Below are 26,815 nucleotides of genomic sequence, written 5' to 3'. Positions count from 1 at the left end.
CCACGATCGGGAAGCTCACCGGCCACGCACGCCGCGACGCCGCCGACGAGTGACGCCTGGCGCCGGGAGTACGGCCCCGACGAAGAACACGTCGCCTTCGGACTCCCGCCGACGGTCGCTGCAGAGGTGGACCGGCTGGGCGGACGACCCCGAAGACAGAGCGTTCGGTCTCTCCTTCGATTCCGGGCAGCGAGTTGACGCGCTGTTGGTCTTGCGGTTAAGGCCGGGCTTGTGGACCCTTGGACGGTGGCCGACAGCGTAGACGCGGTGTGCGATCACCCGTACCGGACTTCCTGGATCCACCGCACGGCCAGACCGAGCCCGGTGGTCTCGCTCTCCACCGACGCGATCCCGAGGAAGGATCGCCTGGAGTGGTGGGCGCACATCGCCGCGCACGAGGTCGTTCCCACAGCGCTGTCCAGCGAGCACGCCGAGGACTTCCACGGCCGGGTGCAGTCCATCGACCTGTCGCATGTGCGGGTGGGCGACTTCACGATGTCGCCGCTGAAGGGCCGGCGCACCCCGGCCCACATCAGCCGGCACGACCCCGAAGGCTACGAGCTGTACCTGCTGCACAACAACGCGAACCGGCTGCGGCAGCACGGCAACGAGTCCTTGTTGCAAGCCGGTGACATGGGCGTGTTCGACACCTCCTCCCCGTACGTGACCGAATTCCTCGGCACGGACCGGCCGACCCGGGTGACGCTCCTGTTCCTGCCGCGCGACGCACTGCCGCTGACCAGCGGCCAGATGGAGCGGCTGCTGGCCACCAGGCTCCGGGCGGCCACCGGCTCAGGGGCGCTGCTGTCCCGCTACCTCACCGGCCTGCTGGAGCACGCCGACGGTTGCCACCCTGCCGAGTTGCCTCGCCTCGGCACCATCGGCGTGGACCTGGCCGCCGCCTTCCTGGCCGCGCGGATCGACGCCGGCCGCCAACTGCCGGCCGAGAGCCGGCAGCGGATCCTGGCCGCGCGGATCGACGCCTTCATCGACCAGCATCTCGGCGACGCCGATCTGGGGCCGTCGAGCATCGCCGCGCACCACCACATCTCCGTACGCACCCTGCACGCGCTGTTCGAGCAGCGGCACGAGACCGTCAGCGCCACCATTCGCCGGCGTCGGCTCGAACGTTGTCACGCCGATCTGGCCGACCCGCGGCTCAGGGACGATCCGATCGGCGAGATCGGCATGCGCTGGGGCTTCAGGAACGGCGCCGAGTTCAGCCGCGCGTTCCGCACCGCCTACGACCTCAGCCCGAGGGATCATCGCCGCCGGTCGCTCGCGGGACACGACGGCCAGCAGGGTCCGTACACGCCGGCCGCATCGCCTGACCGGGCCCGGGCCGGGGAAGGTCAGCGGCCGGCGAGATCGCGGTAGGTGTCCCTGACGACCGTCAGGCGGTCGCGGCGGAACCGAGGGGGCTCGGCGGCGTGCACCTCGCGTCCGCGGGCGGACCAGAAGGCCGCCGCGGGGACGTCGTCCTGCCCCTCGGGGATGAACTTGAGCACCTCCTCCACGGCCGCACGAGCCATGGACAGCGCGCGGCGGGCGTTCTCCGGGTCGTCGGGGACGTTCCCGGCCGTGAGGTCGGCGAGCCACATCCACTCCCCCGCGTCGAGCAGCTCGGACGGCTCCGCGCCGCCGAACGTCGGCCAGCCGGCCGGCATGACCTCACGCGTGGGCAGCGAGAACAGGTACTCCCGCGCCGCACCGCAGTCTTCACAGGCACCCGAGTAGCACTTGGCCAGCGCGCCTTCGACGCTGACCACGCCGCTGTCCCACTCGGTGTCCATCGAGCCGCACGCGCAGGGGTTCAGGTCGAGGTACACGAGAGCCTCGTCGCGGGTGCGGGCAATCGGCCGATCGGTCACACGCGCAACCTACAGGGAACGCGGATCAACCTACTAGGGTGTCGCCATGCAGGCACCGACCGCGTTCGAGGAGCGGCTCAAGGAGGCGCACGGCCGTCAGGACCTGACCACCTGTCTCGCGCTGCTGCGGTACGCCGACTTCGCCTGCCCGGTCAGCCAGGCCGCCGCCGGAGGCGAGGAGCCGGTCGCCTGGCCGACGTTCCCCGGCGCCGATCGGGTGTGGGTGGCGGTGTACACCTCGGCGGAGGCGATGCGCGAGGCGACGGACGGCGCCGTGCGGCATTTCCGGATCCTTTCGCTGGTCGAGCTGGCGGCCGGCTGGCCGGATCCTCGCTGGGGTCTGGCCGTCAATCCGGGTCTGGAGCCGTCGTTCCTGCTCGAACCGGGCACGGTCGCCAGGCTGGCGGTGCCCACGCTGGAGCAGGACCTGGCGGCGGAGCCGGACAGCGGCCTCCCGATCGTGCAGAAGCTGCTGGAGGCGGCACAGCTCCAGGAACTGCTGGGGAGCGAGCGGCCGCGGATCTCCGGCTACTGCCATCACGCGCTCGACGTCGCCCACATCGCGACCCCTTCGGTGCTCACCGACGCGCTGCTCCAGGAGGACGCGCTCACCGCCGAGGGCGCGGTCAACCTGTTGCGCTGGCCGGCGGTCGGGGTGGAGCTCTACCGCACCCCGTACGGCGGCGTCGACGAGCGGGGCCGGACGGCGGTGGCCGGCTGGGTGATCGAGGAGCCGCCCTTCACCGGGATGGGCCTGGTGCCGAACGCCGCCGAGACCATCAGGGAATACAAGATCGACGGTGTCGGCCTGCCGCACGGCGCCGAGATCGTGGAACTGGGTTCCGACGGCGAGGAGCGCGTCCAGGCGAGGTACGACGCCGACCAGGGCCGCTGGCTGATGGTGGCGGACCGGTGAACGGGGAGTCGTACCGCGTCCGCTGGGACGGGACGGACTACGAGGCGTCGGCCGAGCTCGTCGACGGCCGGCTGTTCATGCGCCTGTACGCGCCGGCCCCGGCGGACGGTTTCGAGGAGGTGGCGCCCGGCCGGTTCGTACGCGCGGTTCCCGCGGCCGGCTGCACGGCGATCTGGCACGTCACGACCGTCTGCGAGTGGCGCGGCGCCCCCTTCCTGGTGCACGCGGAACGGGAGGCGGAGCTGCTCGTCGAGTACACCGGCGGGAACGCGCCGCACGCGGCCGGCCTCGGCCTGGAACGGATCGAGCGCGGCGTGTACCGCGCCTGGGTGCGGCGGGAGGAGGTCTCAGCGCTCGGCGAGCAGGCTGTGATGATCGGGGCGCCCGGTGAACAACAACCTTGATGATCTCTTTCGAGCCAGATGATGTTGTTGTTATATTCACCCCAGTTAGGGGGTGGGGCCTTGACCGAAGACGCTGACATAGTAGGGCTCCAGGCCTACGCCGACGAGTTACGCGAGACCTTCATGCGCATGCAGCGCGACGCGAGCGAGCTCAACGCCCGCGCCCAGGCGATCCGGGTCACGGAGAGATCCGCTGACGGGCTGGTCTCGGCCACGGTGAGCGTCCGCGGCGAGCTGATCAGGCTCGATCTCGACCCCCGGCTTTACCGGCGGCCCAACGCCAGGGGGCTGGCCGACGCGATCACCGACACCATCCGGCGGGCCACCGCCAAAGCCCTGGACGAGCTGGTCGACCTCTTCGAGCCCGTGGTGCCGCCCGAGCAGTTACGCGCCCATCTGGAGGGCGATCTGGAGACCGTGCTCGATCAGCTCTCCGGCCCGCTGCCGGGAGAAGGACGCCGCCGATGAGCGCCGACGACCGGGCGGACGTGCACATCCGCGAACCGATCAGCCAGAGCCTGAACCAGTGGGACGCGATGGCGACCGACCTCGGCGCCGCCTGGCCGGCCATCGCGGCGCGGATCCGGGCGTTGAACGCCGCCCGTCCGCAGGGCGACGGGCCGGACGGCGTGTCCTTCAGCAGGCAGTACCTGGCGGGCGGGGGCCCCGAGAGATTCCTGCGCGACACCGATGATCTGATCAAGGAGATCTCCGGCTCCGGGCCGCTGCTGCGCGCGACGGTCTCCAACACCCTCACCACCGAGCAGGCGATCGACCTGGGCCTGTCGAACGCCTACCGAAAGGCATGATGGCGGGCAAGGGGGACGTCACCACCGCCACCGACGAGGCGCGGAAGCCGGCAGGCGGCACCGGCGCGTTCGACGGCGGGATCGCCACCAAGGACGTGGAGCCCGTCTGGCAGACCGAGGCGCTGCCCGCCTGGGTGGTCCACCACCTGATCCCGTTGCTCACGGCGGGCCAGAGCTGGCCCGAGGGAAGCGAGAGCAAACTCTGGGAGTTACGCGTCGAGTACGTCAAGCTGATGAACCTGCTCATCGGCACTCTCGACCCGACCGCCGCCACGGTGCAGACCCTCAACGGCAGCCTCCAGTCGCCGGCCAAACCGGCCATCTTCAAGCGGCTCGCCAAGCTCTACGACGACAAGGCCGGCGTGGTCGCCAAGGCCCAGGAGTCCTTCTCCTACGCGAAGATGGTCGACAACTTCGCCCGCGAGACGCAGTACACCAAGCTCTCGATCAACGTCGCCTTCTGGATCGCGGTGATCGCCGCGTTCATCGCCCTGATCGCCGCGGGCTTCTTCCCGCTGGCGAGCCTGATCCTGCGCAGTGTCGGCACCGCCGGAGGCACCAGGATCGCCATGATCATGCAGCGCCTGGCGCTGGTGGCGTCGAGGTCGGGCGCGGTCACCGCGAGCGGCCAGGTCAGCAAGCTCGCCGGAGCCGGCGCGGGGTCGTTCTTCAACAAGGCGCTGGCGTACGAGCTGTTCGAGGAGATCTCCGAAGAGCTCCTGATCGACCTCACCACCCAGTACCAGCAGATCAAGATGGGCACCCGCGACTCGTGGGACTGGAAGAAGGTCAAGGCGGCGGCGATCGGCGCGGGCGCCGGCGCGATCGCGGGCACCAAGCTCGGCGATCCGATGTCGCGCTTCGCCAACGACCTGCCGGGCATCTCGCGGCTGAACCGGATGGCGGGCGACAACCGCGGCGTCGGCAACGCGTTCCTGCGCTTCCCCGGACGCGCGCTGAACACCGGCCTGAACAACATGGTCGCCTCGCCCGCCGGCAGCATCGTCGCCAACTACGCCGTCTACGACCAGTTCGCGCTGCCGGGCGCGGAGGGCTTCTACGGCGGCTTCCTCGGCGGCGCGGGGCGTACGAACACTCTCAGCCCGACCAATCTGGAGGTCCTGCACGCGGCCGTCACCCCCGTGACCTCGCTGAGCAACGTGTTCAACGAGGCGCTGGCCGCCCAGCGGAACGCGTCCACCATCACGACGGCTCCCGGCCTCGGGGACCTCTCCTCCGTCCCCGGCCCTCAGACCGGTTCGCCCGACGCCGGCGGGAGCCCGGTGTTGCCGCAGGGCGACCTCTCCGGCGGGGGCAGGCGGGACCGTACGAGCACGGTCACCGAACCGGCGGCGCCCCACCAATCGGCACCGAAGGCGGCCCGAGCCGTACAGATGCCGGACGCCACCCCGGACGCGCCGCAGGCCCCCCGTCCCCAGCACACCAACGACGCCAAACCCCGCCAGGACGCCCCTACCCCTCAAGTTCAATCCCAGCCGCAGGACCAGCAGGACCGATCGCAGGACCCGCGCCCAGACGCGCGACCGGCGTCCCAGCCGGCCGCGCAGGACGCCTCCCCCGCCGCCGATCAGCAGGCCGCGCCCACGACGGACCAGGCGCCCGCCGAAACGCCGCGCACCTCCCCCGGCTCGGACACCGCCGCCGCCCAGACGCCGGCCACCACCCCGGACGCGGCCCCCGCTCCGGACACGACCACCACCCCGGACACGACGCCCGCTCCCGACCTGACCAGCGGCACCCCCGACACGTCCGGCGCCCCGGCCGAGAGCACCGCCCCGGCCGAGAACACCACCCAGGACAGCACCGGCACCCCGGAGACCGCGGGGACCGGGGGCCCGCAGAGCGTCGGGGAGCCCCGTACCGCCGAATCCGCTCCGGCCCCGCAGGACACCCGCCCCCTCACCACGGCCGAGACGGCGGCCGCCCCCGGCCCCACCCCGCAGAACCAGGCTGACCCCACCCCTGTCCCCGCACCCGCCCAGCAGCCCGCCACCCCCGGCCCCTCCCTGGTCACCAGGCTGATCGGCGCTGTCCGCCGTACCAGGGACGCCCATGCCCTCGTGAGCGGGCGTCCCGTCAAGCGCACCAGGTTCGTCGCGAACGGCCGCGAAAGCGGCGTGCCGGCGCTCACGGTGGCGGAGGCCAGAGCGGCGTTCGAGGTCGAGGTCCTCGCCTCCGACCTCGGACCCGAGGTCACCGGCATGCGCTGGACCGCCGCCGACACGCTCGTGGTCGAGGTCACCGGTCTCCCCGACCAGCGGTTCACCTTCACGGTGGGCCGCGTCACCCGCAGTCGGCTGGGCCGTACCGTGCTGTACGCGAACGGCGAGAACAGGGTGCGGCTGGCACCTGGCGTGGCCCCCGACCAGGTCGCCAGGCTGGTCCTGCACGAGATCGCCGACACGTTGCACGCCAGGAACCAGCCGCGCCAGGGCCTGATGCGCCGCCTGATCACCCAGCCGAACGAGCGCGACGAGTGCCTCACCGCCCGCCGTCGCGAGCTGGTGTTCCTGACCCGCCGGATCGGCGAGACGGGCGGGACCGAACGGACCGTCATGGAGGCGGAGCGGGACGCCGTACGCAGGATTCTGGAGGCCCACGGCGAGCTGGAAGGGAGTGAGGCGCGACCGGCGCCGGCCCGTCAGTCGACGAACGACCTGATCGACCTGCTGACCCGCCACGACCAGGCCGTCGCCCAGCTCGAACAGGATCTCGACCAGGTGCTGGCGCAGCAGATCGACCGGCTCCTGCGCGTGGAGTCCGACCTCCGGCTCCTGGCGATGACGGTCACCGACATGGGCACCTCCTCGCTGCTGACGGCGGCGTCCCAGGCGAGGGCCGCGTACGAGAGCGCCCAGTCACTCGTGCACACCGCGGGCGCTCCCGGCAGGAAGGGCACCGAGTTCGCCAGGGCGCTGCACGCGGCCCACCAGCTCCGCCTGCGGTACGAGGAGCAGGCCGACCCGGCCGTCTTGGTTCCCGCGCTGCCCCAGGCCGCCGAACCGGACGTGCTCGGCGCCCACATCGCCGCGCTGCGGGCGGCCGCCGACGAGCTCACCAGCCCAGCGCGACGTTCACCGGGCACGGCGGCGGAACGCCGGAGCGCGGCCGACTCGGCCGTACGGGCCGCCGAGGCGTACCAGTTGCTCCTCGACGAGACGGTTCAGGCGCGGCGTATCCTGATCGCCCCGCCGCACGAGCTCGCCTCGCAGCTGCTCCGCCTGGGCGCCACCCACGAGGGGTACTACCGTAAGCTCACGACGCCGGACCTGCTGACGAACACGCGCGACGCCCGGGCCATCGACGCCACGCTCGGCGACCTCCTCCAGCGCGTGTCGGACCGGCGGGCCGCCGCCACGGCGCTGCGTACCACCATCGAGGGGTTCGACGGGGTCGTCAGGGCGCAGCGCGCGGCGGTACGCGCCTACAACCAAGCGGCGAGCGCGCCGTACGTGCTCGCCGCGGAGGCGCTGGCCGCGCGGGACCTGGAGGGCGCACGGAGGTGGCGGGCCATCGCGGCGGAGCTCGCCCGGCTCGGCGCGCTGCACGAGGCGGCCGAAGGCCTGGCGATCGCCGCCCGCGACGCCCACGAGGTGCTCGCCGACATGTTGAAGGGCGTGGCCTCGGGAGAGCCGGTCGACCACGCCGCGCTGAACGCCGCCGCGCGAGCGGCCGCCACGGCCATGGAGGCGTACCAGGATGCGGTCGCCGCGCTGCCGCCCGCGACACCGCCCGCCCTCTCGGTGCCCAAGCCCCCGCCCACCGCGCTGTCGGAGCTGAGGGCGGAGGTCGAAGCGGAGGAGAAGAGGCTGGAGGCCGCCTGGGCGCACAACCTCGAACTCAGCAGCCGTCACCGGCACCATGCCGAAGAGTCCTGGGACAAGGCTCGGGAGGCCTGGAATCACGCTTTCCTGCACGGTCTGAGCCAGGACGACGGCGCTCCCGAGCGCGCGCGTCGGCAGGTGCTGGCCGCCGAGCAGGCGGAGTCCGCCGCCAGGTACCACACGCGGGCAGCCGAGCGGTACGCGGCCGCCGCGATCGCCGCGAACCAGGCCCTTGACGCCACCGACGCGACAATGACCGCCCTGAACCGGGTGAACAGGCCGGACAAGCCCAGAACGCTCCAGGTCGAAGTCGCCCTCCAGAAGATGCGGAGCCGATCGGACGCCTACGACTCGGCACACCGGGAGGCACTGCCGCCGCCGCACGCCCTGCTGGCCGCCTACACCGCCGGCCCGATCGCCAACCTGGCCCGGCTGACCGATCTGGTCAACAAGCTGCTCACGGATCAGGGCCTGTCCGCACGCTTCTCCCAGGAGGAGCTGCGGCGGGCGATCCGCCAGGCCTTCCAGACCGCGGTCGCGCCGGACGGCCTGCTGCTGCGCCTGAACGGGACCGAAGACGCGGAACTGCGGATCCGGTTGACGCTCGACGACCTCATGGAGGTGGTGAAGCCGGCCGCCTCCCACTCCGAGACCATGCTCGGACAGCTCCCGCAGGGCGGCGGCAGGGCGTCCGCCACCGGCCGCCGCTCCAGGGGGCTCAACTTCGACCGGGACATCGTGGACCTGTTCCGGCTGTGGATGCGGAGCACGTCCTCGGAGACCCTCCACTCCATCGCCGACCACGGTGTCATGAGGGTCATGTTGGGCAGGGGTGGCGCTCATTCCGTCTCCACCGCGGCGCAGGACAACTGGCTGGGCGGCAACGTCGAGGACAACCGCGGCACGGCCACCATGTTCACCGCCAAGGCGAGCTGGAACGTGGAACTGCGCACCGCGTCCGGCCCCCCGGTGACCGACTCGCCGCCCGCCGGGGAGACCACGCGTCAGAGCCTGTGGCTCTCTCACGCCTATCTCCTCGACCCCAGTGACAAGCCCCTCCAGCTTCCCGAGGCCGACCGGCGGCGCTCCCCCTTCCCCGAGCACGTCGTCGTCAGCATGACCGGCCTGCTCGATCTGGCCGAGCGGGTGACCGGACGGCTGACGAAGGTCATGCGCAGCTCCGTCGCCCGCAACCAGGTCGTCACGGCGATCACCGAGGACCTGCCCAGCAACCTCGGCGTGGCCGTCAACGATCCGGCGGGGCTGCGCCGGCCCATCATCGTGAACGGCCGGATCCGTGGCGTGATGACGATACGCACGACCGTGCTCCCCGGGGACACACGTGTCGGCGGCCCCAGCACCAAGCATCACCAGGAACGGCTGCGCGTCGGATCCTCCCAGGCGGGCCAGGGCCACTCCGACAACCACGACACGAACTTCGGACTGACCGCCGGACTTACTTCGCAGACGGCCGACCAGACCGATCAGGACCACCCTGCATGGGAAGCCACCCTCCGCGGCGATGTGGGAAAAGCGGCATCCGCGTCCACCGGCGTGACCGGCGTGGCCATCCATCCGAGCGTGCAGCGATGGGCGGGTGAGACCCAGGGCTACCTGCTGAACATGGTGCACACGGTGACGATCCAGATGGGCCGTAACGACCCGATCACCCTCGTCTCCGACCCGAGCACCGGACTGTTCCGCATCCCCGAACCGGACGCCTACCGCTACGGCCTGCCGGTCGACCCGGCAGCGGAGATCGGGCGCGACGCGGACGGCAACGTCGTGCTCAGAGGCGATCCCGTCAAGGTCGATCCGCCCGGCAGGGTGGGCGCACTGCCCACCTGGTACGGGACGGGCGAGAACCAGACGCGCGGCGCGGGCCCTGCACTGGTTCAGCGGATCACCGGCATGGACTCGATCCGGGCCCAGGTCGAGGAGTATCTGCGCCGCGAAGGCGTGTTGCCCGAGCTCAGGAACGGCGTCCCCCGCTACTCCCTCGACGCTTCGGTGAGGGCGAGCCAGATGGCCAACGAGCAACTGGTCGCCGAGCAGTTCTCCGCCGAACGCCTGGAGACCGGCTACGACCAGGCAGCCCAGGCGGGCCTGATCGTCAACCTGGTCCACCACAGCCCCCTCGGCCCGGCCGAGCACTACACCCTGCGGATCAGCCTGAGGCAGGACTTCGACAACGCCGTCTACGAGGGGGTGACCGGCGCCGAGCCGGTGGTGAACCTGGACATCGGCTCCGACACCTACACCTCGTCCCGGAACACGACCGGGTCGTGGGGAGCGGGATTGGGAAGCGGCCTCTCCCTGAAAGATGACCCCGGCCTCGATCTCGGAAAATCCAACCTCTCCGTCGGCCTCGGCCGGAACCGCCAGGTGGAGCTCACGACGGGCAGCACCGTCAACCAGGTGAAACTCCTGGAGGGCACCGGGCAGAGCGCGGTCTTCCGCATCCCGCACGTCGTCCAGGTCGAGCGGCTGACCGGGGCGAACCTCGTACGGCCCGTGGCGGAGGGGCGGGCCGGGGACGCGCGGATCGTGCTCCCCTCCGATCTGCTCCCGCTCGCGCTGTCGTCCGACGGGCACCCGCGTCCGCCGGGGCCGCGGCACCCCACCTCGACGTCGGTGCTCCGGCGGGCCACCGTCGCCCACCTCGACGTCGGCGACATCGCGACGACCGTCGCGGACCTGCTCGGCGGTTCGTTCGACCGCGGCTCGCCCGCGTTCCAGCACCTCGCGGCGTTCTTCAACGTACGCAGCCTGGTCAGCCACCCCGAGGTGTTCACCACCGGTCACCGGACCGGGGTGGACCGCCAGACGGCGAAGGGGACGGCGCGGCACCAGCCGGTCCGCCTCCGCCTGACGCAGGGCCAGTCGCGCTTCCTGTCCGCCACCGACATCCTGGTCGGCGACATCAACCTCACCCTCAGCTCCCAGAGCAGCACCACCCGGATCTCCAGACCGCGCGACGTCGGGGGCTCCATGGGAGTGCCGGCGCCCGGTGAGCGGGCGGAGGAGGGGAGCGGCACCACCTCATGGGGGCGTACGACCTCCAACGAGCGGAAGCTGATCTCCGGCCCCGAGCGACTGACCATCGACACGGGCAGGCACTACGCCTTCGTGATGGACGTCGCCGCGGAAGTGACCGTGGGTTCCGGCATCAGAGCGAAGACGGTCACGCGGAACGACGGCACCGCCGTCTACCTGCTCGCCGAACGCGACGCGCTCGACCTGTACGCGAACGAAGAGGTGGAGCTGCCGCTGCACCAGCTCGCCGACGCGGCCGAACGGGTGATGAACGGCGACCTGAAGCTCGGCCGCCGGGTCGCGGTCAGGTTCATCACCCGGTACCTCCAGGACCTGAAAAGCGCGAGGACCGCCCATCCGTCGGGCGTCCCGGGCCTGACCACCCTGCCCGGCGTCCCCCTCAGCCAGCGGCACGACACCGGCAGGGCCCTCGCCGCGCTCCTCGAACTGTTCTCCTCCGAGACGCTGGCCGAGATGATGCCGCCGGGGGTTCCGCCGGGCCGGCCCGGCGAGCCGGCCGCCGAGACCATCGACCGCATGCTGAGCCGGCCGGAGTTCCGGGACCACGTCAAGGCGCAACTGGAGGCGGCCGCCCGGCGCCTGGAGAACGGCGAGGTGGCCGCAGAGCTCGCGCCGACGTACCAGGACGCCATCGGCATGAGCACCGTCAAGGGGGTCAGCCTCCATCCGGAGGACCGGCCGCGCGCCGAGGTCGAGCTGCTGGACGAGATCGCGGAGGCGGTCGAGGCGGTGGCTCCGGGCGCGCTCGCACAGGACACCGACCTGTGGCGCGCGCTGTCGGCCGACTTCTCCGGCAACAGCTGGCTGGGCAAGATCGACACTCTGCTCGACCCGGACTCCCCGCCCGCCGAGTACACCGTCAGGGGCGACGGGGTCACGGACACCCTTGAGGTCACCGTACGGGCCGTGCTCAGCGATGACGTCCAGTATCGGGGCGAGGTCTCCGACGTGGGGCAGATCCTCCAGCTCTACACCATGCACGAGGAGAACATCTCCGAGTCCTCGGCGCTGACCGGCACCCTCGGCGGTAAGGACACGGAAGACGGCGCGGACTCGGGTTCCACGGGCACCGACCGCGGACGCGGCGCCTCGGCCGCGAGCAACCTGCAAGAGACCCGGGTGCAGCGGGCGGCCTCGTTCGAGGGGACCAGGGCGGAGGTGCGCCAGGGCATCAGGCTCGTGGTCGACGTACGGCGGGTGAGGTCCACGTCGCCTGTTGAGGACGCGTCGCCGGTGGCAGAGGCTTCCCGACGCGTCTCGGGAATCATCGACCGGCTCATCCCGCCCGGCATGGTCGCGCGCGCGGGCACCGCCCCGCAGCCCGCCGTGGCCGATCCGCGGCCCTTCCCCGTGCCCGAGAACTTCATGGTCGAGAGCACGCGGGTGAAGGACCTCGCGAAGGCCGTCGAACGGCACCTGAAGGCGACGATGGACCTCGACCTCTCCCGCCAGGCGTCCCGTGCGCTCGCCCGGATCCTGACCGGCAACAACCGGAACACCAACTTCGAGCTCATGACGGCCGAGGACGGGCTCATGGTGCTCGAAGTACCGCAGGGGCACGGCAGGGTGGCCCGCGTGCACGTCGGAGCCGTGTTGTCCGAGCCCGTGACGATCGCCCAAGGTCACAAGGACTACGAGATCGGGCAGGTCGACCGCAGGCAGTGGGGCACGTCCGCGAGCTCGGACCGTACCCGGTGGCTCCCGGCCGGGATCGCCGTCGGGAGCAACGACATGCGGAGGTGGCTCCCGTTCGACCTGAAGTTCGGCCTGGGCGGCAGCTACCGCAGCCAGGGCGGCGACGGCGTGTCGGTCGGCGGCGGCAACCGCAGGGAGACCAGCGTCTTCGAGAAGGCCGACAGCAGCTCGGTCAGGTTCCGGGTCGACTACACCGTACGCGTCGAGGTCTCGCCGGCCCCGAAGCCCGGGCGGAGGCCGCCGCAGGGGGCCGTCCGCGTCGCCACGGGCCACGCCGATGTGATCGTCTTCGACGAGGTCATGCGGGAGCTGGCCGAACAGGCCGAGAACCCGCCGCCGGTCGCCGGCCACGAGGCTCCCGGGCCGGTCGCCCCCGCTGCCGCCGCCCTGCCGGGGCCGGTCGGCTCGGGGACCGGGCGGCCCGCTCGTTCGTACGGGGAGCTCAGGCAGGCGCAAGTGGACGCCCGCGATCGGAACGAGAACGTCCTGGTCACGCTCCTGCCTCCGTACGGGCCGCCCCTGACCTACGTCGCCACCCCCGACGGCCGCCTGACGGCGCAGGGGGACGACGGAAGATTCGGGCGGCGCTTCGCCGGACTGCCGTCCTCCCTGATCGCGGTGGCCGAGCAGCACGGCATGGACCTGCTGGCCCTGCACGAGCGCACCATGCCGAGGACGGACACGAACCCCGCCACCTCCATCGACCCCGCCGACCCCACCGGACGCCCCGAGCGGCAGGCGGAGGCGGATCAGGCCCCCAGCCTCGCCGAGCACCTGAGGAACGAGCTGAGCAGGCGCGGCATCCTGCCGGCCGCGGATCCGGCGGCCTGGCCGGCCAAGAACAAGCCCGACGACGCGGAGAACGGGCCGGGCGGCGCGCCCCGTCACACCCACGCCTCCCCGCTCAACTCCGCGTTCGTCGCCGACGGCCGCCCGGCCGACGAGGGCGACCTCACCGTCGACGAGGCCAGGAAGGCGTTCAACAACGAGCTGCTGCTGGAGGACTTCGGCGGCGTCGCCGGCGCCTGGCGGGTGGTCTGGGACGGCGGCGACACCCTCGTCCTGGACTCCGACCTGCTCGGACAGGTGCACTTCAAGTTCCAGGTGGGGCCGGTCGAGGGCGGCTACCTGGGCGAGACCACCGCGACGAACACCGGCGAGCGGGGCGATCCGCACCTGGTGACCCTGGCTCCCCGCGTCGCCTCCGACCAGGTGGCCCGGCTCGTCCTGCACGAGATCAGCGACGTGCTCCAGTTCCGTACGGCAGGCGAGCACACGCACCCGCACACGCCGGGAGAGGCCACGCGCGACGAGTGCGTCACCGCCCGCCGCAACGAGCTGCGCTTCCTGGAACGCAAGCAGCACGAGGCCCTGGCGGCGGGCGACACCGCGGCCGCGGACCGGCTGGCCGTCGAGATCGCCGCGGTGGAGGCCGACCTCGCCGCGCGCACCGGCCCCTCGCACCCCATCGACGCCCTGATCAACTGGACGGAAGAAACCGACACCCAGGAAGCTTCAGACCCCCGAGCCGCCCAGGGGCCGGAGGTCCTGGGCATCCCGAGTGATCCGGAGCTGGCGGCCCTGGGTGTCCTTGGCGAGCCGGAGCCCCTTGGCGCGAACGTCTCCAAGGTGACGCTGGCCGACGGCTCTTCCGCCCTGCTCCTTGAGGAGTCCACTCCCCAGAGCAGGGACCTGACCCTGGTGATGACCGAACTGGCCCACCGCCTGGGCCTGGTCGGCCCCGCCAGGGCGGCCGGCGACCGGCACATCCTGATCGACTGGACACCTACCGCCACCTCCGGCGGCTTCCTCGGCACCCGCGAGGCGGTGCTTGCCGGATACCTCGCCGCCCTGGCCGACATCACGCCGCTGGTCACCAGACCGGCCCTCCATGTGCTGCCCAGCACCCGCCCGCTGCTCGACCTGTTCCTGCGCGAGGACGCCTCCGGCCGCCGCGACTGGGCGAGCAACCCGCTGTCCCCCTCGGACGTGCGGGTGCTGGGAGCCATGCTGGAGACCGCACGCGAGGACTTCGCCCGGATGGGCCTGCAGTCCCACTACGACGAGATCATGCGACGGCACCAGGGCATCGCGGGTGGCCCGTTCGCCGGGAACGCGGTCGGCCTGGAGAGCGTGGTGGCCGCCGTGCCGGGGGCCGAGCTGCCCCTCGCCCGTGTCGCGCCGCTCAGCGCCATGGACCAGAGCCCGTCCGCCTCGCTGACGGGCCTGGGCCCGGTTACCGAGGGCCGGGCCATCAACGCGGCTCGCCGCCTCCGCCTCAACGTCGAGCAGACCGTCAGGCAGGGCGTCCCGTCGAAGCGGGCGTCGGCCCTGGGCGAGGTGGTGACGTTCGCCGACGGGTCCCGCGCTCTCAGGATCCCCATCGTCGACGCCCCGGAGGTCCTCGTCCGCGCGCTGGCCAGACAGGCGCTCGGCCTCGCCGGCCCGGCCCTGCACCTCGACGAGGACGGGTACGTGTGGCGTACGTTCGGCAGCGACGCGTTGCGGGCCAGCGTCGCCACGGGCGTCTCCCGAGTGCTCGACGTGCCGGGCTCACACGGGCGGACGACCGAGGTGGTCTTCGGCGACGGCCGGCGGGCCCTGCGCCACGAGTTCCCGACCCGCGCGGCGGCGGACGAGCACGAGGCCAGGCTGGAGGAGGCGTACGAGGCCGGTGACGGCCTGCCCGGCGCGCATCGGGCCACCCCCTACGTCCTCTACGAGGAGCTCCGCCGGCCGGCGGAACCCACTCCCGAGACGCTGGCCCGCCTGGCCACCCGGGCGCTGTACACCTTCCTCGCCCACGGCGAGCCATTGGACCACGCGACACTGCGACGGCTGCTCGACGTCAACCCGCTGCTCGTCCTGTTCGGTGAGGCGGGCGACTGGGAGTTCCGGGGCGGCGCCCCGGTCCTGGCCCCCGGTGACGTCGCCCGGGTCACCGCCGCCTTCGAGGCGCTGCGTGACACCTTCGGCGCGCTCTCCCTCGGCGACCGGTACGAGCGCTTGCTGAACATGCTGAGCGAGTTCACCGGCTCCGACGACGCGAGGCTGATCCCGCTGGCGTTCTCCGAGGACCGGACGACCGTCGAGTATCGCGCGCCCGCGTGGCGGCCCGCACCGGGAACGGGCCCGATCCTGGGCGACCTCCTGCGGAACGATCACCTGGCGCTGGTGATCGCGGAGAACCGGACCGACGTGATCGCCCGGGCCGACGCCGAACTGGCGGCACGGGCGAGCGCGGAAGGCCACGTGTTCGCCCGGGTTCCCGACGGCCTGGTTCCCCGGGGCATCCTTGCCGGGGAAGAGTTCACCGTGGACACCTTGATCGACGGTGTCGACGACGCCGGCCATCTGGCCGAGGGCCCCCACGGCACGCGAGTGACCATCCTGGCTTCCGACTACGTACCGGTCGCGGACGTGTCGGGCAAGCCGCATCACGCGCTGTTCAGGTCCGGCGCCCGGTTCACCGTGACGGCGGTGATGACCGCCGACAACGGTGAGGTCCATTACTTCCTCAAGCAGCACCAGGCCCAGGAACGAACGGGACCGGTGGTCACGCCGAGGATCGGGCTCACCGATGAACTGGCCCGGGACATAGCGCACCATCTCCGGCGGAACGCGGTCACCCCGACCGCGGCGGGCCTCCACGTCCGCAGCGGTCTGGACGTCGGCGCGGCGAAGCGGCACACGGTACGGCCCGTCGAGGGCGCCTTCGTGGTCGAGGGCCGCTACTCCCGGCGGGGGATGATAGTCGACGACCGGCTCCTGCGGGCCGAGGTGGTCGCGGCGATGCTGCTGTGCTTCCCCGACCTGCCGCAGGACGCCGCGATCATACTGGCCGGCCCCCATGACGGGACGACGGCCTTCGCGCAGGAGCTCGCCTGGTACACCGGACGGGTCGTGCTGGCCGCGGACGGAGCCGTGGAGACCACCTCTCTGGGCAACCTCCGTGTCGGGAACGCCGCCCAGGCATCGGCGCAGTTCCGGTTCTTCCTGCCCGGCGACACCTCGGCGGTGGTCGGGGAGCAGCTCAGGGCCTGGCTCGGTCCCGAGCTGGCAGCGATGCCGGAGGATCCGCGGTCCAGTCGGGTGGAACGCAAGGGAGCCAGCCGTCCCGTCCCGCATCTGGCGGCCGTCAGTCCCGTCGAGTCGTCCGGCCCGGTGTCCGCGCCACCGCTGAGCGCCCGGCACCGGGCCCTGATCTCAGAGCATCGCCGCGAGGTCAACGCGGGCATCTGGTACCGCGACGAGAACTCCGCGGTCATGCCCACGGCCGATCCACGCCTGCTGCGACGCACCATGGACACCGTAGACGTCGCGATCGCCGGTGACGGCACCGGATTCTTCATAGGCTCCGAACGACTCAGCGCGGCCGACCTGGGCACCATGCTCGCCCACGACCCGCGCGTGCTCGCGCAGCCGAACGCGTGGATACGCATCCTGGGCTGCGAGACGGCCCGCGACCCGGCGGTGCTCCAGGAACTGGCCGACCTCACCGGCCGGTCGATCCTGGCCGGCAACGAGATCGTCTACATCGGCGCCGACAGGCACGCTCACACCGCGGCCGTTCAGGGATACGACGCGGACGGGCGGCCGGTCTTCCCGTTCGACGACGACGGCCAGTGGTTGCAGGCCCACCCGTCCAGGAGGGTGACGCCCGCCACGCCCTTCGCCGTCCCGACACCGCCGCCCGTCCTCGAACGGCGTGGCCTGCCCCAAAGCGTCGTGGACGAAGCGCTCGCGGCCGATCCGAACGAGTGGGAGTTGTTCGGAGAGCAGGGAGTGGACGGCACCGTGGCGCACCTCACCCTGCGGGACGGCACCAAGATCGTACGGAAGCGGACCGGCATCGTCGAAGCCAAGGCCGAGGTCCTCGGGTCGCTGGTGGGACGGCTCATCGGCGCCGACGTCCCCATCGTCGTCGCGCACCCGGCGGATCCACGCACGGTCTTCATGGAGTACGTCCGCGGCACGCACCCCGCCGACAGCACGGACACGAACGCCAAGCGCAACGCGATCCTGCTCGAACTCCTCGACCTGTTGATCCTCAACAACGACCGGCACCCGAACAACCTCTACGACACGGGCCCCGGCATGGCCGGCGTGGATCACGGACGCGCCTTCATCGTGCCCCGCGTCGATCGCGGACGCGCCGCCTTGGTGTCCGGCACCAACACCAGCTCTGTCCCGGCAGTCGGTAAGGTTCTTCGCGGCAACTTCGTCGCGGCCGGACCCGAGAACCGTCCCGTATGGGTCGACAACCCACTGAGCCGGCAGGACGTGGACTTCCTCACCGACGTCATGGTGTCGCTGGCTTCCCATTACCGGGACAGCGGCTTCATCCCCGCCTACGAAGAGGCGCTCGAGAGGCTGTACCACATCGGGATGCACGCCAAGGGCGAGATCTCGCTGCTGGCGCCGCCGGCGCCGGCGCCGGCCCGGGTCCAGAGCCATTTCGGCTGGGACTTCGACAACCACAATGAGGTCGTCGAGAACGTGACCCGGCGGCTGGCGGCCGGCGAGGACGTCGCGTCCGTCGTGCCGTACATGACGCGAAACGCGATGACCACGGACGTGGCCTTCGGGCTGGAGCTGGAGTTCGCCCACGCGGGCGGGACCATGGACGTCCGGGCCGGCGACGTGCGCCTGATGGCCGCCGAGCTCCACCGGGCGGGGCTCGCCGCCAGCCCGGAGGTGTTCGGTCACCACAAGGCCCCCGACTCGATGAGCGGCCGGCCGTACATGGAGCGGGAGGCGAACCCGCGTCTCATCGCCGGCGAGTTCGTCTCCGGCATCCTCCGGGACACCGAGCGGACATGGGCGGAGCTGGCCCGGATCACCGAGATCATCAAGTCCCACGGCGGCGAGATCACTCCGGCGACGGGCGGGCACATCCATGTCGGCGCCCCGGGTCTCGGCACCGACGTGAAGGCCATGCACCGGCTGCTCACGCTCTACTACGGCTACGAGGACATCCTGTTCCGGCTCGGGCAGGACCCCAGGGAGCCCTTCGGCATGCACCGGCCCTACCGGCACTGCGAGCCCAACGAGGTCACCGGCGGCACCGAGCGCTCGACGGAAGCGCTCCGCGAGGTCCACCGCCGCCCCTCCGCGCTCAACCTGGCCCATGTCATCGGCACGGCCGACGATCACGTGGAGTTCCGCCACAACGACGGGCACCTGGATCCCTCGATCATCCAGGCACGGATCAAGCTCGTCGCCGCCATCGTGGACTACGCGCGCAACGGCGAGGAGCACCTGCCCGCGCGGGAACAACTGGGCACCCACCTCGAACATGACCGGGACCCGCGGCGGGACGCGGCCTCCTTCATCGAGATGGTGAACACCCTGTTCCCCCGCCAGGCGGACAAGGAACAGCTGACCGCCCTGTTCGCGATCACGACATGGCAGCCGGCCTCGGACGACGGACGATGGTGAGCGAGATGAGCGTACGCATCAGGAACACGTCGGCGGCCGAGGCGCCGCCGCCACCCCCGGCCAGGGCCGACGGCACGCCGTACGCCTACGAGGTCATCGACGGCTGGTGGCGGATCTACGGGGACGAGCCCGCCGAACTGATCACGGAGCTGATCCCCGGCTATGCCGGCACCCTGGAGGACAGGGAACGTTACGCGCTCGCCGCCGCGGCGCGGCTGCAGGCCGAGCTGGCGGCGGCAGGGCGGTTCGGCGACTGCACGGACGGAGAGCGTGAGGTGATCCTGGCCGACCGCGCGCGGATGCCCCCCGTCGAGCACTGGACCGCGGCCGTGCCGCTCGTGCTCGTCACCACGCTCTGCCCGCCGCCGAGGCCGACCAGGGAGATCGTCTGGATCGACCCCACGGACGACCTCTCCCTGTTGTCGAGCCTCGGGCAGGCGGGGTTCGTCCATGTGAGCGGCGCATGAGCACGCTCAAGGTGGTGGTCATCGCCTCCGGCACGGTCATCGGCAGGCTGATGCGGGCCGGGGACCAGGTGGAGTACAGCTCGGCCGACGTCCGGTCGTTGATCGAGTCGATGGCCGCCGCGCGGGAGTGGAGCCCGGCCGAGGCGTTCGACGGGTTGCGCGGCTGGAGCGACGGCTACGTGGAGATCGTTCCGGAGATCTCGGTGGCCAGGGTCTTCGACGGGGTCAGGGACGGCGTGCCGTACTTCCTGCCCGACCGTCCGCGGATGCGGGACCCGCGGCTGGTCGACTACCTGAGGGCCGGCGCGGCCGTTCTCTCCACGGCGAATCTCGACCTCGATCGGCTCGACCCGGCGCGCGGCGCGGTGGTGCCGCTCAGCTTCCGGACCGACGGCACCTGGGTCTGGACGGACACCGTCACCTACTACCTGGAGGAGCACGGCATCCGGCCGGACGAGGAGCTCTGCGCGCACATCGTGGCACAGGACTTCCGATGTCCGGCGGTGAGCCAGGCCGTCGCCCAACGAACTCTGCGGGAGCTGCGACGGTCCTCTGGTGGTTAGCCGATTCTGCCGGAGACGGCGTCGTCCGCGTCGTTGCCCCAGACGTCGTCGTCCTCGTGCAGCCAGGTGCTGTTCTCCGTCTCCTCCTGCTCGCCGGCCGCCCCCGCGCCGCCCATCGGCAGGTACGGGAGGCCGTTGCCGGTCGCGGACGCGGATCTGGCGTTGAGCGGGAGCGCGCCGATGCCGGTCATGGTGCCGCCGACGCCGTTGCCGGTGCCGCTGCCCGCGGGAGGGATGCTCCCGTTCGGGAAGGAGGTGGAGGTGTCCGGGGTCCAGCCGGCCGGACGCCGGAAGTCCTCCAGGGTGGTCGAGCCGGAGGTGTCCGGCAGGCCGCCCGTGTCCGGCAGGCCGGTGTCCGGGCCGGTGCCGCCGCCGGGGTACGGGGCGCCGCCGCGGTCGGCGCCACCGGGATCGCTGCCACCGGGGGTGCCGGTGCCGGGGTGGGTTCCGCCGGGGTCGGTGCCCGTGCCGGAACCCTCCGGGGTGGTCCCGTCCGGAAAGCCGTCCGAGCTGAGGGGGTCGCCGGGCAGGCCAGGCGTGGACGGGCCGCCGGGCGAGGTGTCGTCGATGCCGTCGAAGTCCTCGTCCTGGAAGTGGTCGTCGGGACGGGTGAAGGAGTCCGGATCGATGCCGTCGCTCTCGGTGCGGTCAGGCGTCTCCGCCGGGGGGGTCGGAGCCGTCGGGTCCTTGAGGTCGGGCACGACCTTGTGGATGGTGAACGGCCACTGCTCGTAGGCATGGCGCAGGTCGTTGTTGAGCAGCCGGAGATGCTGGCCGGCCAGTTCGTCCGGAGAGCCCCACTCGTATCCGGCGTTCATCGTCCTGTACCAGGCGGGGATGCTGTCGTCCCAGGTCTCGCCGTTGTCGCTCCACGCCTCGCCCCTGTGCTCCACGAAGTACTGGTGGGCCTGCAGCCGCTTGCAGAGCGCCTCCAGCGGCCCGCCCACCGCCCTGAACTTCTCGGCCAGCTCGCGGATGGTGGCGTGCAGCGTGCGCAGCGACTGCTGCGACTCCACCGACGAGGGCCCTTCCCAGACCTTGGCCATCGCGGTCGCGCCCGACACCAGGGCCTCGTTCATCGAGGTGAGCCGGTCGGCGGCCGACAGGTAGGACGCCGCCACCCCCTGGAGGGAAGACACGTCGATCTCCGTGATCACCTTCTTGATCCCCTCCACGCTCCGGCCGTCGTCGTCGACGGAGAAGGACGCACCCCCGGCAGGGCGGATCGGGTGGTCCGCGGACACGTCTACGGCCATCTCTAGCCTCCGTTCGCGGCGTCGGCGCGCTTGTAGTTGCCCGCGCCGGCGTCGATGAGCGCGAAGGCGATCCTGAGCTTCTCGTTGACCTGCTCGTAGACCGCGGTCAACTCCTTGTGGCCCTGCATCAGCGCCGCTCCGAAGCTCTTGCCGCCGTCCCAGCGATTCACCTTCGCGAGGTGATCGGCGAACACCTGCAACGATCCGCCCTGTTCCGCCACGTCGGGGTGGGAGCCCTGACGTGGCGTCGTGGCGGTGGTCAGTCGGGCGTTCGGATCGCTGCCGTACAGTTCTGGAAATTTCGCCCAAAGGGCGTTGGCGACTTTTACCAGCTCCGCCGGAGCGTACTCGACACCGTCCCTGTCGGCGACCAGACCGGGCCAGCTCTGCTCCAAATGCCAACCATTGCCGGTTGGTGCCATGACAGCCTCCCGCATGCGATTGATCAAGAAGCCTACTAGGCGGCCATGTCGTATAAAAGCGTGATATCCATCATCATTAAATTTCTTTCGCAACCTGCGTAACATTGTCCGTCATGCAGACCCGGAAGGATCTTTACCAGGCGCACAAACTGATGACCCAGCGCCTGGGTCTGGCGCTGCTGCAGGGCGAGCCCGATCTGCCCGAGTCCCCCATGCGGCGGTACAACGTGGCGACCTTCGCCGGCATCATCCTGCTGGTGCTGATCACCGCCGGGTTCGGGATCTGGGGCATGCTCAGCCCAGGAGGGGCCACCAAGCTCAAGGAGGCGGGCCAGCTGCTTGTGGAGGAGGAGACCGGCGCCTCCTACATCTACAACCAGAGCGACGGCAAGCTCCAGCCGGTGGAGAACTACGTCTCGGCGCGGCTCCTGCTGGACAGCCAGGAGATCAAGGTCCGTACGGTGTCGGCCGAGTCGCTGGCCGGCTTCGCACGGGGGCACAAGGTCGGCATCTCGGGGGCACCCGACTCGCTGCCGAAGCCCCAGAAGCTGATCAGATCTCCGTGGACGGTCTGCGTGGTCGAACAGCAGGACGCGACCGGGGTCCGCCGTCCGTACGTCACGTTGCTGGGCGGGATCGACGTCGGCGGCACGCCGGTGGGCAGCGACGCGCTGCTCGTCGACGACGGGCAGCAGAACTGGGTGTTGTGGAACAGCTACCGCATGCTGGTCAGGAACCCGCGCCGGCTCACCGACCAGGCGCCGCGCCGCGTGCCGATCTCCTGGGTGAACTCCATCCCCGCGGGTCCGGACTTCGCCGCACCGGCGATCGCGCAGCGCGGCAAGCGGGTGCCGGGCCCCGGCGGCCGGCCCGCGCGGGTGGGGCAGGTCTTCACGCCGGCCGCCGTGCCCGGGGTGCCGGAACGCTGGTACGTGCTGCTCGCCGACGGCCTCGCGCCCGTCACCCACACGCAGGCGACGCTCCTGCTCCAGGACCCGGACACCAAGATCGCCTACGGCGGCGGCCGGGTGCGCCCGATCGCCGTGGACGCCGCCACCGTCAACGCCGCCAAGATGTCGGCCCTTCGCCTCCTGGGCGGCGGGCTGCCGGTCACCATGCCGCGCTTCCGCGCCCCGGCGGCGGACGCCCCCTTGTGCGCGGTGTACGCCGACACGGTCAGGGGCTCGGTCCGGGCACGGCTGACGACCGGGGCGACGCTGTCCATCCCGAAGCCGCCGAGCAGCGGCAACCCCGACCGCGTCGACCAGGTGCTGCTGCCGCCCGGCGGCGCGGCGCTGGCCGGCCAGCTCCCGGGCGAGGGCCGGACCGACGCCATCCACGAGTACTCCCTCATCACCGACGAGGGCAGACGGTTCCGGCTGGCCTCCCCCGACCTCGTCGGCACGCTGGGCTACGACGCCAGCCAGGTGGCGCCGGTGCCCGCGCATCTGCTGCGGCTCATCCCGGAGGGCCCGCTCCTGGACCCCGCCGCCGCGCGGAATCCCGTCGCGGAGACGTCGTCCGAACGCCTCCGCGGCCGGTCCTGAAGCCCGTCCGCTCAGGTGCGGGGTAGACCGGCCTGCGTGTCCTGCTTGGGCATCAGCGAGTGGCTCTCCACGCTGTACTCGAGCGCGGCGGTGCTGAACTCCGGCATGTCGCCGGACTTCAGGGTGTCGAGCTCGTTCGGTATGCCCTTCATCGTGGGGAACATCTTCCCGCTGGCCTCGGACTGCTGGACGGCCTGGTAGAACAGGGTGCCGAGGACGGTGACCGCGATGCCGTGCTTGATCAGCACCTTCTTCATCGACGTGGTCGTGGTCCTGCTGACTTTGAGGTCGAGCGCGTACGCGATGAAGTTGCCGTAGACGCTGTGGCGAAGCGCCAACAGAGTCATGGCGTAGAGCGCCAGGTATCCGGCGACGCAGACGCAGGTGAGCGCCCCCACGTGGTACAACTTCGCGCTCTGGTCGACCGCCTCGCCGGTGGCGTTCCGTGTCGACCTGAGCGTGGCCAGGGATTTGGTGAAGTCCGCGTAGGCCTTGTCGAACTGCTCCCGTGCCGTGCCCTCCCAGGTGGTCCCCGTGCCCGTGACCGTGGCCTGCAGTTGCTTGAGCTGTTCCTCCAGCGCGGCCAGTTCGGAGGTCGTTCCGCCGTTGTCGGTGGTGCGCCAGGTCTTGGACGACCCCGACATGCGCCCCGGATCGGAGATCATGAGCCCGATCATGGCCACTATGTAGAAGGCCCAGGGACGCCTGATCAGGACCGCCGCGCCCGAGGCGGTGAAGAAGGCCTTGTAGTACAGGCCCTTGCCCTCGTCGTAACTCATCTACATCTCCTTGCCGATGATCTCGGGGGCGATGTCCTCGTCGTCCTCCCAGACGCCCTCGTCCTCCGACAGCAGCGAGCCTTCCTGCCGGTCGCGGTCGTCGAGGCCGTTGCCCGAGCCGCTCATCGGCATCATGGGCATCATCGGCATGCCGCTGCCCATCCCCCCGGACGCCCCCAGGCCGGGAACCTTCGGACCGGCCGCGGCGCCACCTCCCGAGCCCGCGCCGCTGCCGGTCGGCGACCCCCATGTGGTCCCCGGCCGGGTGCTCAGGTCGGTCAGGTTCGGGTTCGGCGTCCCGTTCAGGGCCCTGGGGTCGTACGACGACAGGCCGGTCGTGTCCCGCGGCGAGTTGATCGCCGAGTCGATGTCGGGGACCTTCATGTTCGGATCGCCGGCGCCGGACAGGCCGGAGTCCGGCCGGTCGATCCCCGGCAGGTCGGTGCGGGGAAGGTCGCTCCCGGGCCGGTCGGCGTCCGGCAGGTCGCCGTTCGGCGGGGCCGTGCCGGGCAGGTCGGTATCCGGCCGGTCCATGACGGGCAGGTCGGCGTCCGGGAGGTCGGCACCGGGCGGGTCGGTGTCCGGCATGTCGAGCTCCGGCGAGTCGGGCATCTTCGGGGTCGGCACTCCGCCGCCGGTCGGGTCGTAGTCCTGGTCCTTGCGGTACAGGCCGGCGTTCTCCTCCTCGGCCTTGTGGTAGTTGGCGTCGGCCGCCTTCAGCGCGGCCTGCCAGCTCTGCAGGGCCTTCTTGCCTCGCTCCAGGGCGGTGGACTGGGCCGCGATCGCCCTGTCATGGGCCGCGGTGAGCCCGTAGCCGATCACGCCGAAGGCGGGGAAGGGCACCCCCATGTGGCCGGACTTGGCGCGCAGTGTGTCGATGATCGCCGTCTGTCCGTTGATCTGGCCGCTCGCCGCGTTGAGCGCGCCGTCGGTGAAGGAAATGCCCGACGACGGCTGCGGCAGCTGGGTGCTCATCGGGATGCCGTACTGGCCGTAGGGCTGCTGCCCGGTCGGCTGCGCGCCGGCGCCGTTCTTCTGCTGGTCGCTCACCTGATCACCGGATCCGTCACGTCATGGTTGCCGTTCCAGGCCGACCTGTCCTCCGACAGGTAGGTGGTGCGCTCCAGGTCTCCGCCCGCGTCCCCGATCGGGCCCGCGCCGCCCGTCATCGGGAGGAACGGTGTGCCGGACAGGCCCGCCGCGCTGCCGCCGCGCATCGCCCCGAATCGCCCGCCGGGTGTGTACGCGCTGTTCGGCGAACCGATCACCGACGGTACGGGCTGGTTCGTGGCGACCGGCGCCGCAGTCATGCCGGGGGTCGCCACGAGGGGTGGACGGTCGCCGATCGCAGGCTGGTAGAACGAGCTCTCGGTCCGGCCCGGGTCGGACTCGGGAGCGGCGTCGTCGAGCTCGGTCCTGTCCTGGGCGCCGATCACCGGCGGGGTGGTGCCGTCCTCCGTGCCCGTGCCCGCGCCCGTGCCGGTGTCGCCGGCCTGAACGCCGGGTTGTTGTCCGGGTGTGTGACCGACGGCTGGCTGGTCAGAGCCGGCCGGCTGGCCGTCCGGGGGCGTCCCCGGAGCGGCGTCGTCCGCGCCGTCCAGGGAGGATTGGTCCTGCGTGCCCGGGTCGCCGGCGCCGGTCGTGCGCCCGTCGCCCGTGCCCGTCCCGGCCGGGTCGCCCGCGCCGGTCGTGGGATCGTCGCTCCTGCCCGTCCCGCCGTAGACGACGCTCGTCGTGGCGAGCGGGCCGCCCGGGACCGTGACGGCCGGCAGCTCGTAGGTGATGTCGTACGGGACCGAGCCGAGATGCAGGTCGCGGATCTTCTCGTTGAGCTTCCGCAGCGCCGCCTGCGCCCGCATGTTCTCCAGCAGGGCGACGGCGTTGGCCTCGTCGTCGCCCTGCCGGTCGAGCCCGTACAGCGCCCGGTGGACCCGTACGGCCTCCTGGACGTCCGGGTCGTTCTTGTCCAGTTTGATGCCTTCGACCTCGGCGATGGCCACGGGAATGGAGGCGGCGTAGCCCTCCAGGCTGCGGCCCATCTCCGCGAGCTTGTGCGCCAGCTCGTTGCCGGTGGCGTACAGGAGCTCAAGGGCGATGCGGGCCCGGTCGGCGTCCGGCCCCTTCCAGATGGTGAGGATCCGGCCCGCGTCGTCCTCGAGCCCGACGACCGCGTTGAGGACCGCCTCGGCCGTGCTGATGTAGGTGGATCCGGCGAGTTTGACCAGGTCCGGCTGTGCCGTCGCCAGCAGGCGCTGGATCTCCGCCTTCGGATGGACCTCCGTCTCACCGGAGGGGACCTGGTCGCCCCGGATGACGAGCGTCTCACGCTTGGAGCCGACGCCGGCCATGGTCACCCGCCCTCGTTCCGGGTGTCCGCCTCGGCGTGGTTGGCGGCGCTCGCCTCGATCGCGGCGATGACGCTCCGGTACGCCTCCACGAACTCGGCGTAGACCTGGCCGAACTTCTGCCCCGCACCGTCCCTGCCCGCGGTCGAGCCGAACACCTTGGCGTCGATCCACTCGCCGAACTGGGCGGCGCCGGGCTGGACGTCGGCCAGGGCGCGCCCGCTGACGCCCGGCTTCTCCATGGCCTGCAGATTCTTCGACATGGCCGCGGCGATCGACCGCATCACGGAGGGTTCGTGCATCCTGCCGTCGCCCTGGAACTTGTCGGCCGTGTGCGGCGGGATGCCGAGCGGGTCGGTTCGTGGTTCGGGTTCCTGGTTGCCCATCGCTCACCCCTG

16 protein-coding genes are annotated in these 26,815 nt (G+C 71.4%); 9 read left to right on the top strand and 7 right to left on the bottom strand.

The window, feature by feature from the left end; translation table 11 throughout:
• The first annotated feature begins 246 nt into the window (after positions 1–246).
• Positions 247–1,377 carry an AraC-like ligand-binding domain-containing protein gene (locus tag ABT158_RS31390; protein WP_352359536.1) on the top strand — a complete coding sequence of 377 codons (1,131 nt, stop codon included), beginning with the start codon at positions 247–249 and terminating at the stop codon, positions 1,375–1,377.
• Here ABT158_RS31390 and ABT158_RS31385 read toward each other — a convergent pair.
• On the bottom strand, positions 1,353–1,871 hold the full coding sequence (locus ABT158_RS31385) for a hypothetical protein (RefSeq protein ID WP_352359534.1): 519 nt from the start codon (positions 1,869–1,871) through the stop codon (positions 1,353–1,355). The two genes, ABT158_RS31390 and ABT158_RS31385, sit on opposite strands and share 25 nt — an antisense overlap.
• Positions 1,872–1,917: 46 nt before the next feature.
• Here ABT158_RS31385 and ABT158_RS31380 point away from each other — a divergent pair, with 46 nt between their 5' ends.
• Genes ABT158_RS31380 through ABT158_RS31350 form a run of 7 tightly spaced genes read left to right on the top strand, consistent with a single transcriptional unit; the run spans position 1,918 to position 20,068 of the window.
• Positions 1,918–2,787, top strand: a complete 870-nt coding sequence (locus ABT158_RS31380; RefSeq protein WP_352359532.1) for an SseB family protein — start codon at positions 1,918–1,920, stop codon at positions 2,785–2,787.
• The gene (locus tag ABT158_RS31375) at positions 2,784–3,191 is read left to right on the top strand and encodes a UCP033725 family protein (RefSeq protein WP_352359530.1); all 408 of its coding nucleotides are present in this window, start codon (positions 2,784–2,786) and stop codon (positions 3,189–3,191) included. Before ABT158_RS31380 ends, ABT158_RS31375 begins: the two co-directional genes overlap by 4 nt.
• A 60-nt stretch (positions 3,192–3,251) precedes the next feature.
• Entirely contained in the window at positions 3,252–3,659 is a 408-nt protein-coding gene (locus tag ABT158_RS31370) for a YbaB/EbfC family nucleoid-associated protein (protein WP_352359528.1), read from the top strand.
• Complete coding sequence (locus tag ABT158_RS31365; protein WP_352359526.1) at positions 3,656–4,000, top strand: hypothetical protein; 345 nt, start codon at positions 3,656–3,658, stop codon at positions 3,998–4,000. Before ABT158_RS31370 ends, ABT158_RS31365 begins: the two co-directional genes overlap by 4 nt.
• A complete protein-coding gene (locus ABT158_RS31360; protein WP_352359524.1) occupies positions 3,997–19,038 on the top strand; it encodes a WXG100-like domain-containing protein in 15,042 nt (5,013 codons plus the stop codon). The genes ABT158_RS31365 and ABT158_RS31360 overlap by 4 nt, the downstream gene beginning before the upstream one ends.
• Positions 19,039–19,043: 5 nt before the next feature.
• On the top strand, positions 19,044–19,505 hold the full coding sequence (locus tag ABT158_RS31355) for a hypothetical protein (RefSeq protein ID WP_352359522.1): 462 nt from the start codon (positions 19,044–19,046) through the stop codon (positions 19,503–19,505).
• Positions 19,502–20,068: a hypothetical protein gene (locus ABT158_RS31350; protein ID WP_352359520.1), complete on the top strand. Its 567-nt coding sequence runs from the start codon at positions 19,502–19,504 to the stop codon at positions 20,066–20,068. Before ABT158_RS31355 ends, ABT158_RS31350 begins: the two co-directional genes overlap by 4 nt.
• Here the strand turns inward: ABT158_RS31350 and ABT158_RS31345 are convergent.
• Together ABT158_RS31345 and ABT158_RS31340 are read right to left on the bottom strand one after the other, a co-directional pair.
• The gene (locus tag ABT158_RS31345; protein WP_352359518.1) at positions 20,065–21,324 is read right to left on the bottom strand and encodes a WXG100 family type VII secretion target; all 1,260 of its coding nucleotides are present in this window, start codon (positions 21,322–21,324) and stop codon (positions 20,065–20,067) included. The two genes, ABT158_RS31350 and ABT158_RS31345, sit on opposite strands and share 4 nt — an antisense overlap.
• A gap of 2 nt (positions 21,325–21,326) precedes the next feature.
• The gene (locus ABT158_RS31340) at positions 21,327–21,746 is read right to left on the bottom strand and encodes a hypothetical protein (RefSeq protein WP_352359516.1); all 420 of its coding nucleotides are present in this window, start codon (positions 21,744–21,746) and stop codon (positions 21,327–21,329) included.
• Positions 21,747–21,859: 113 nt separating this feature from the next.
• Between ABT158_RS31340 and eccB the strand changes: the two genes are divergently transcribed.
• Positions 21,860–23,293 carry a type VII secretion protein EccB gene (eccB, locus tag ABT158_RS31335; RefSeq protein WP_352359514.1) on the top strand — a complete coding sequence of 478 codons (1,434 nt, stop codon included), beginning with the start codon at positions 21,860–21,862 and terminating at the stop codon, positions 23,291–23,293.
• 11 nt (positions 23,294–23,304) lie between these two features.
• On the opposite strand, the gene ABT158_RS31330 is transcribed toward eccB, so the two are convergent.
• The 4 genes from ABT158_RS31330 to ABT158_RS31315 are packed head-to-tail and all read right to left on the bottom strand — an operon-like array spanning position 23,305 to position 26,803.
• Positions 23,305–24,072: a WXG100 family type VII secretion target gene (locus ABT158_RS31330; protein WP_352359512.1), complete on the bottom strand. Its 768-nt coding sequence runs from the start codon at positions 24,070–24,072 to the stop codon at positions 23,305–23,307.
• Positions 24,073–25,122, bottom strand: a complete 1,050-nt coding sequence (locus ABT158_RS31325; protein ID WP_352359510.1) for a hypothetical protein — start codon at positions 25,120–25,122, stop codon at positions 24,073–24,075.
• Positions 25,119–26,426, bottom strand: a complete 1,308-nt coding sequence (locus ABT158_RS31320) for a hypothetical protein (protein ID WP_352359508.1) — start codon at positions 26,424–26,426, stop codon at positions 25,119–25,121. The genes ABT158_RS31325 and ABT158_RS31320 overlap by 4 nt, the downstream gene beginning before the upstream one ends.
• Positions 26,423–26,803, bottom strand: a complete 381-nt coding sequence (locus ABT158_RS31315) for a hypothetical protein (RefSeq protein ID WP_352359506.1) — start codon at positions 26,801–26,803, stop codon at positions 26,423–26,425. The genes ABT158_RS31320 and ABT158_RS31315 overlap by 4 nt, the downstream gene beginning before the upstream one ends.
• Positions 26,804–26,815: the final 12 nt, after the last annotated feature.

This window comes from Nonomuraea sp. NPDC001636, from assembly GCF_040298265.1.
Taxonomy (GTDB): Bacteria; Actinomycetota; Actinomycetes; order Streptosporangiales; family Streptosporangiaceae; genus Nonomuraea.
This window is presented reverse-complemented; position numbering and strand designations above follow the sequence as displayed.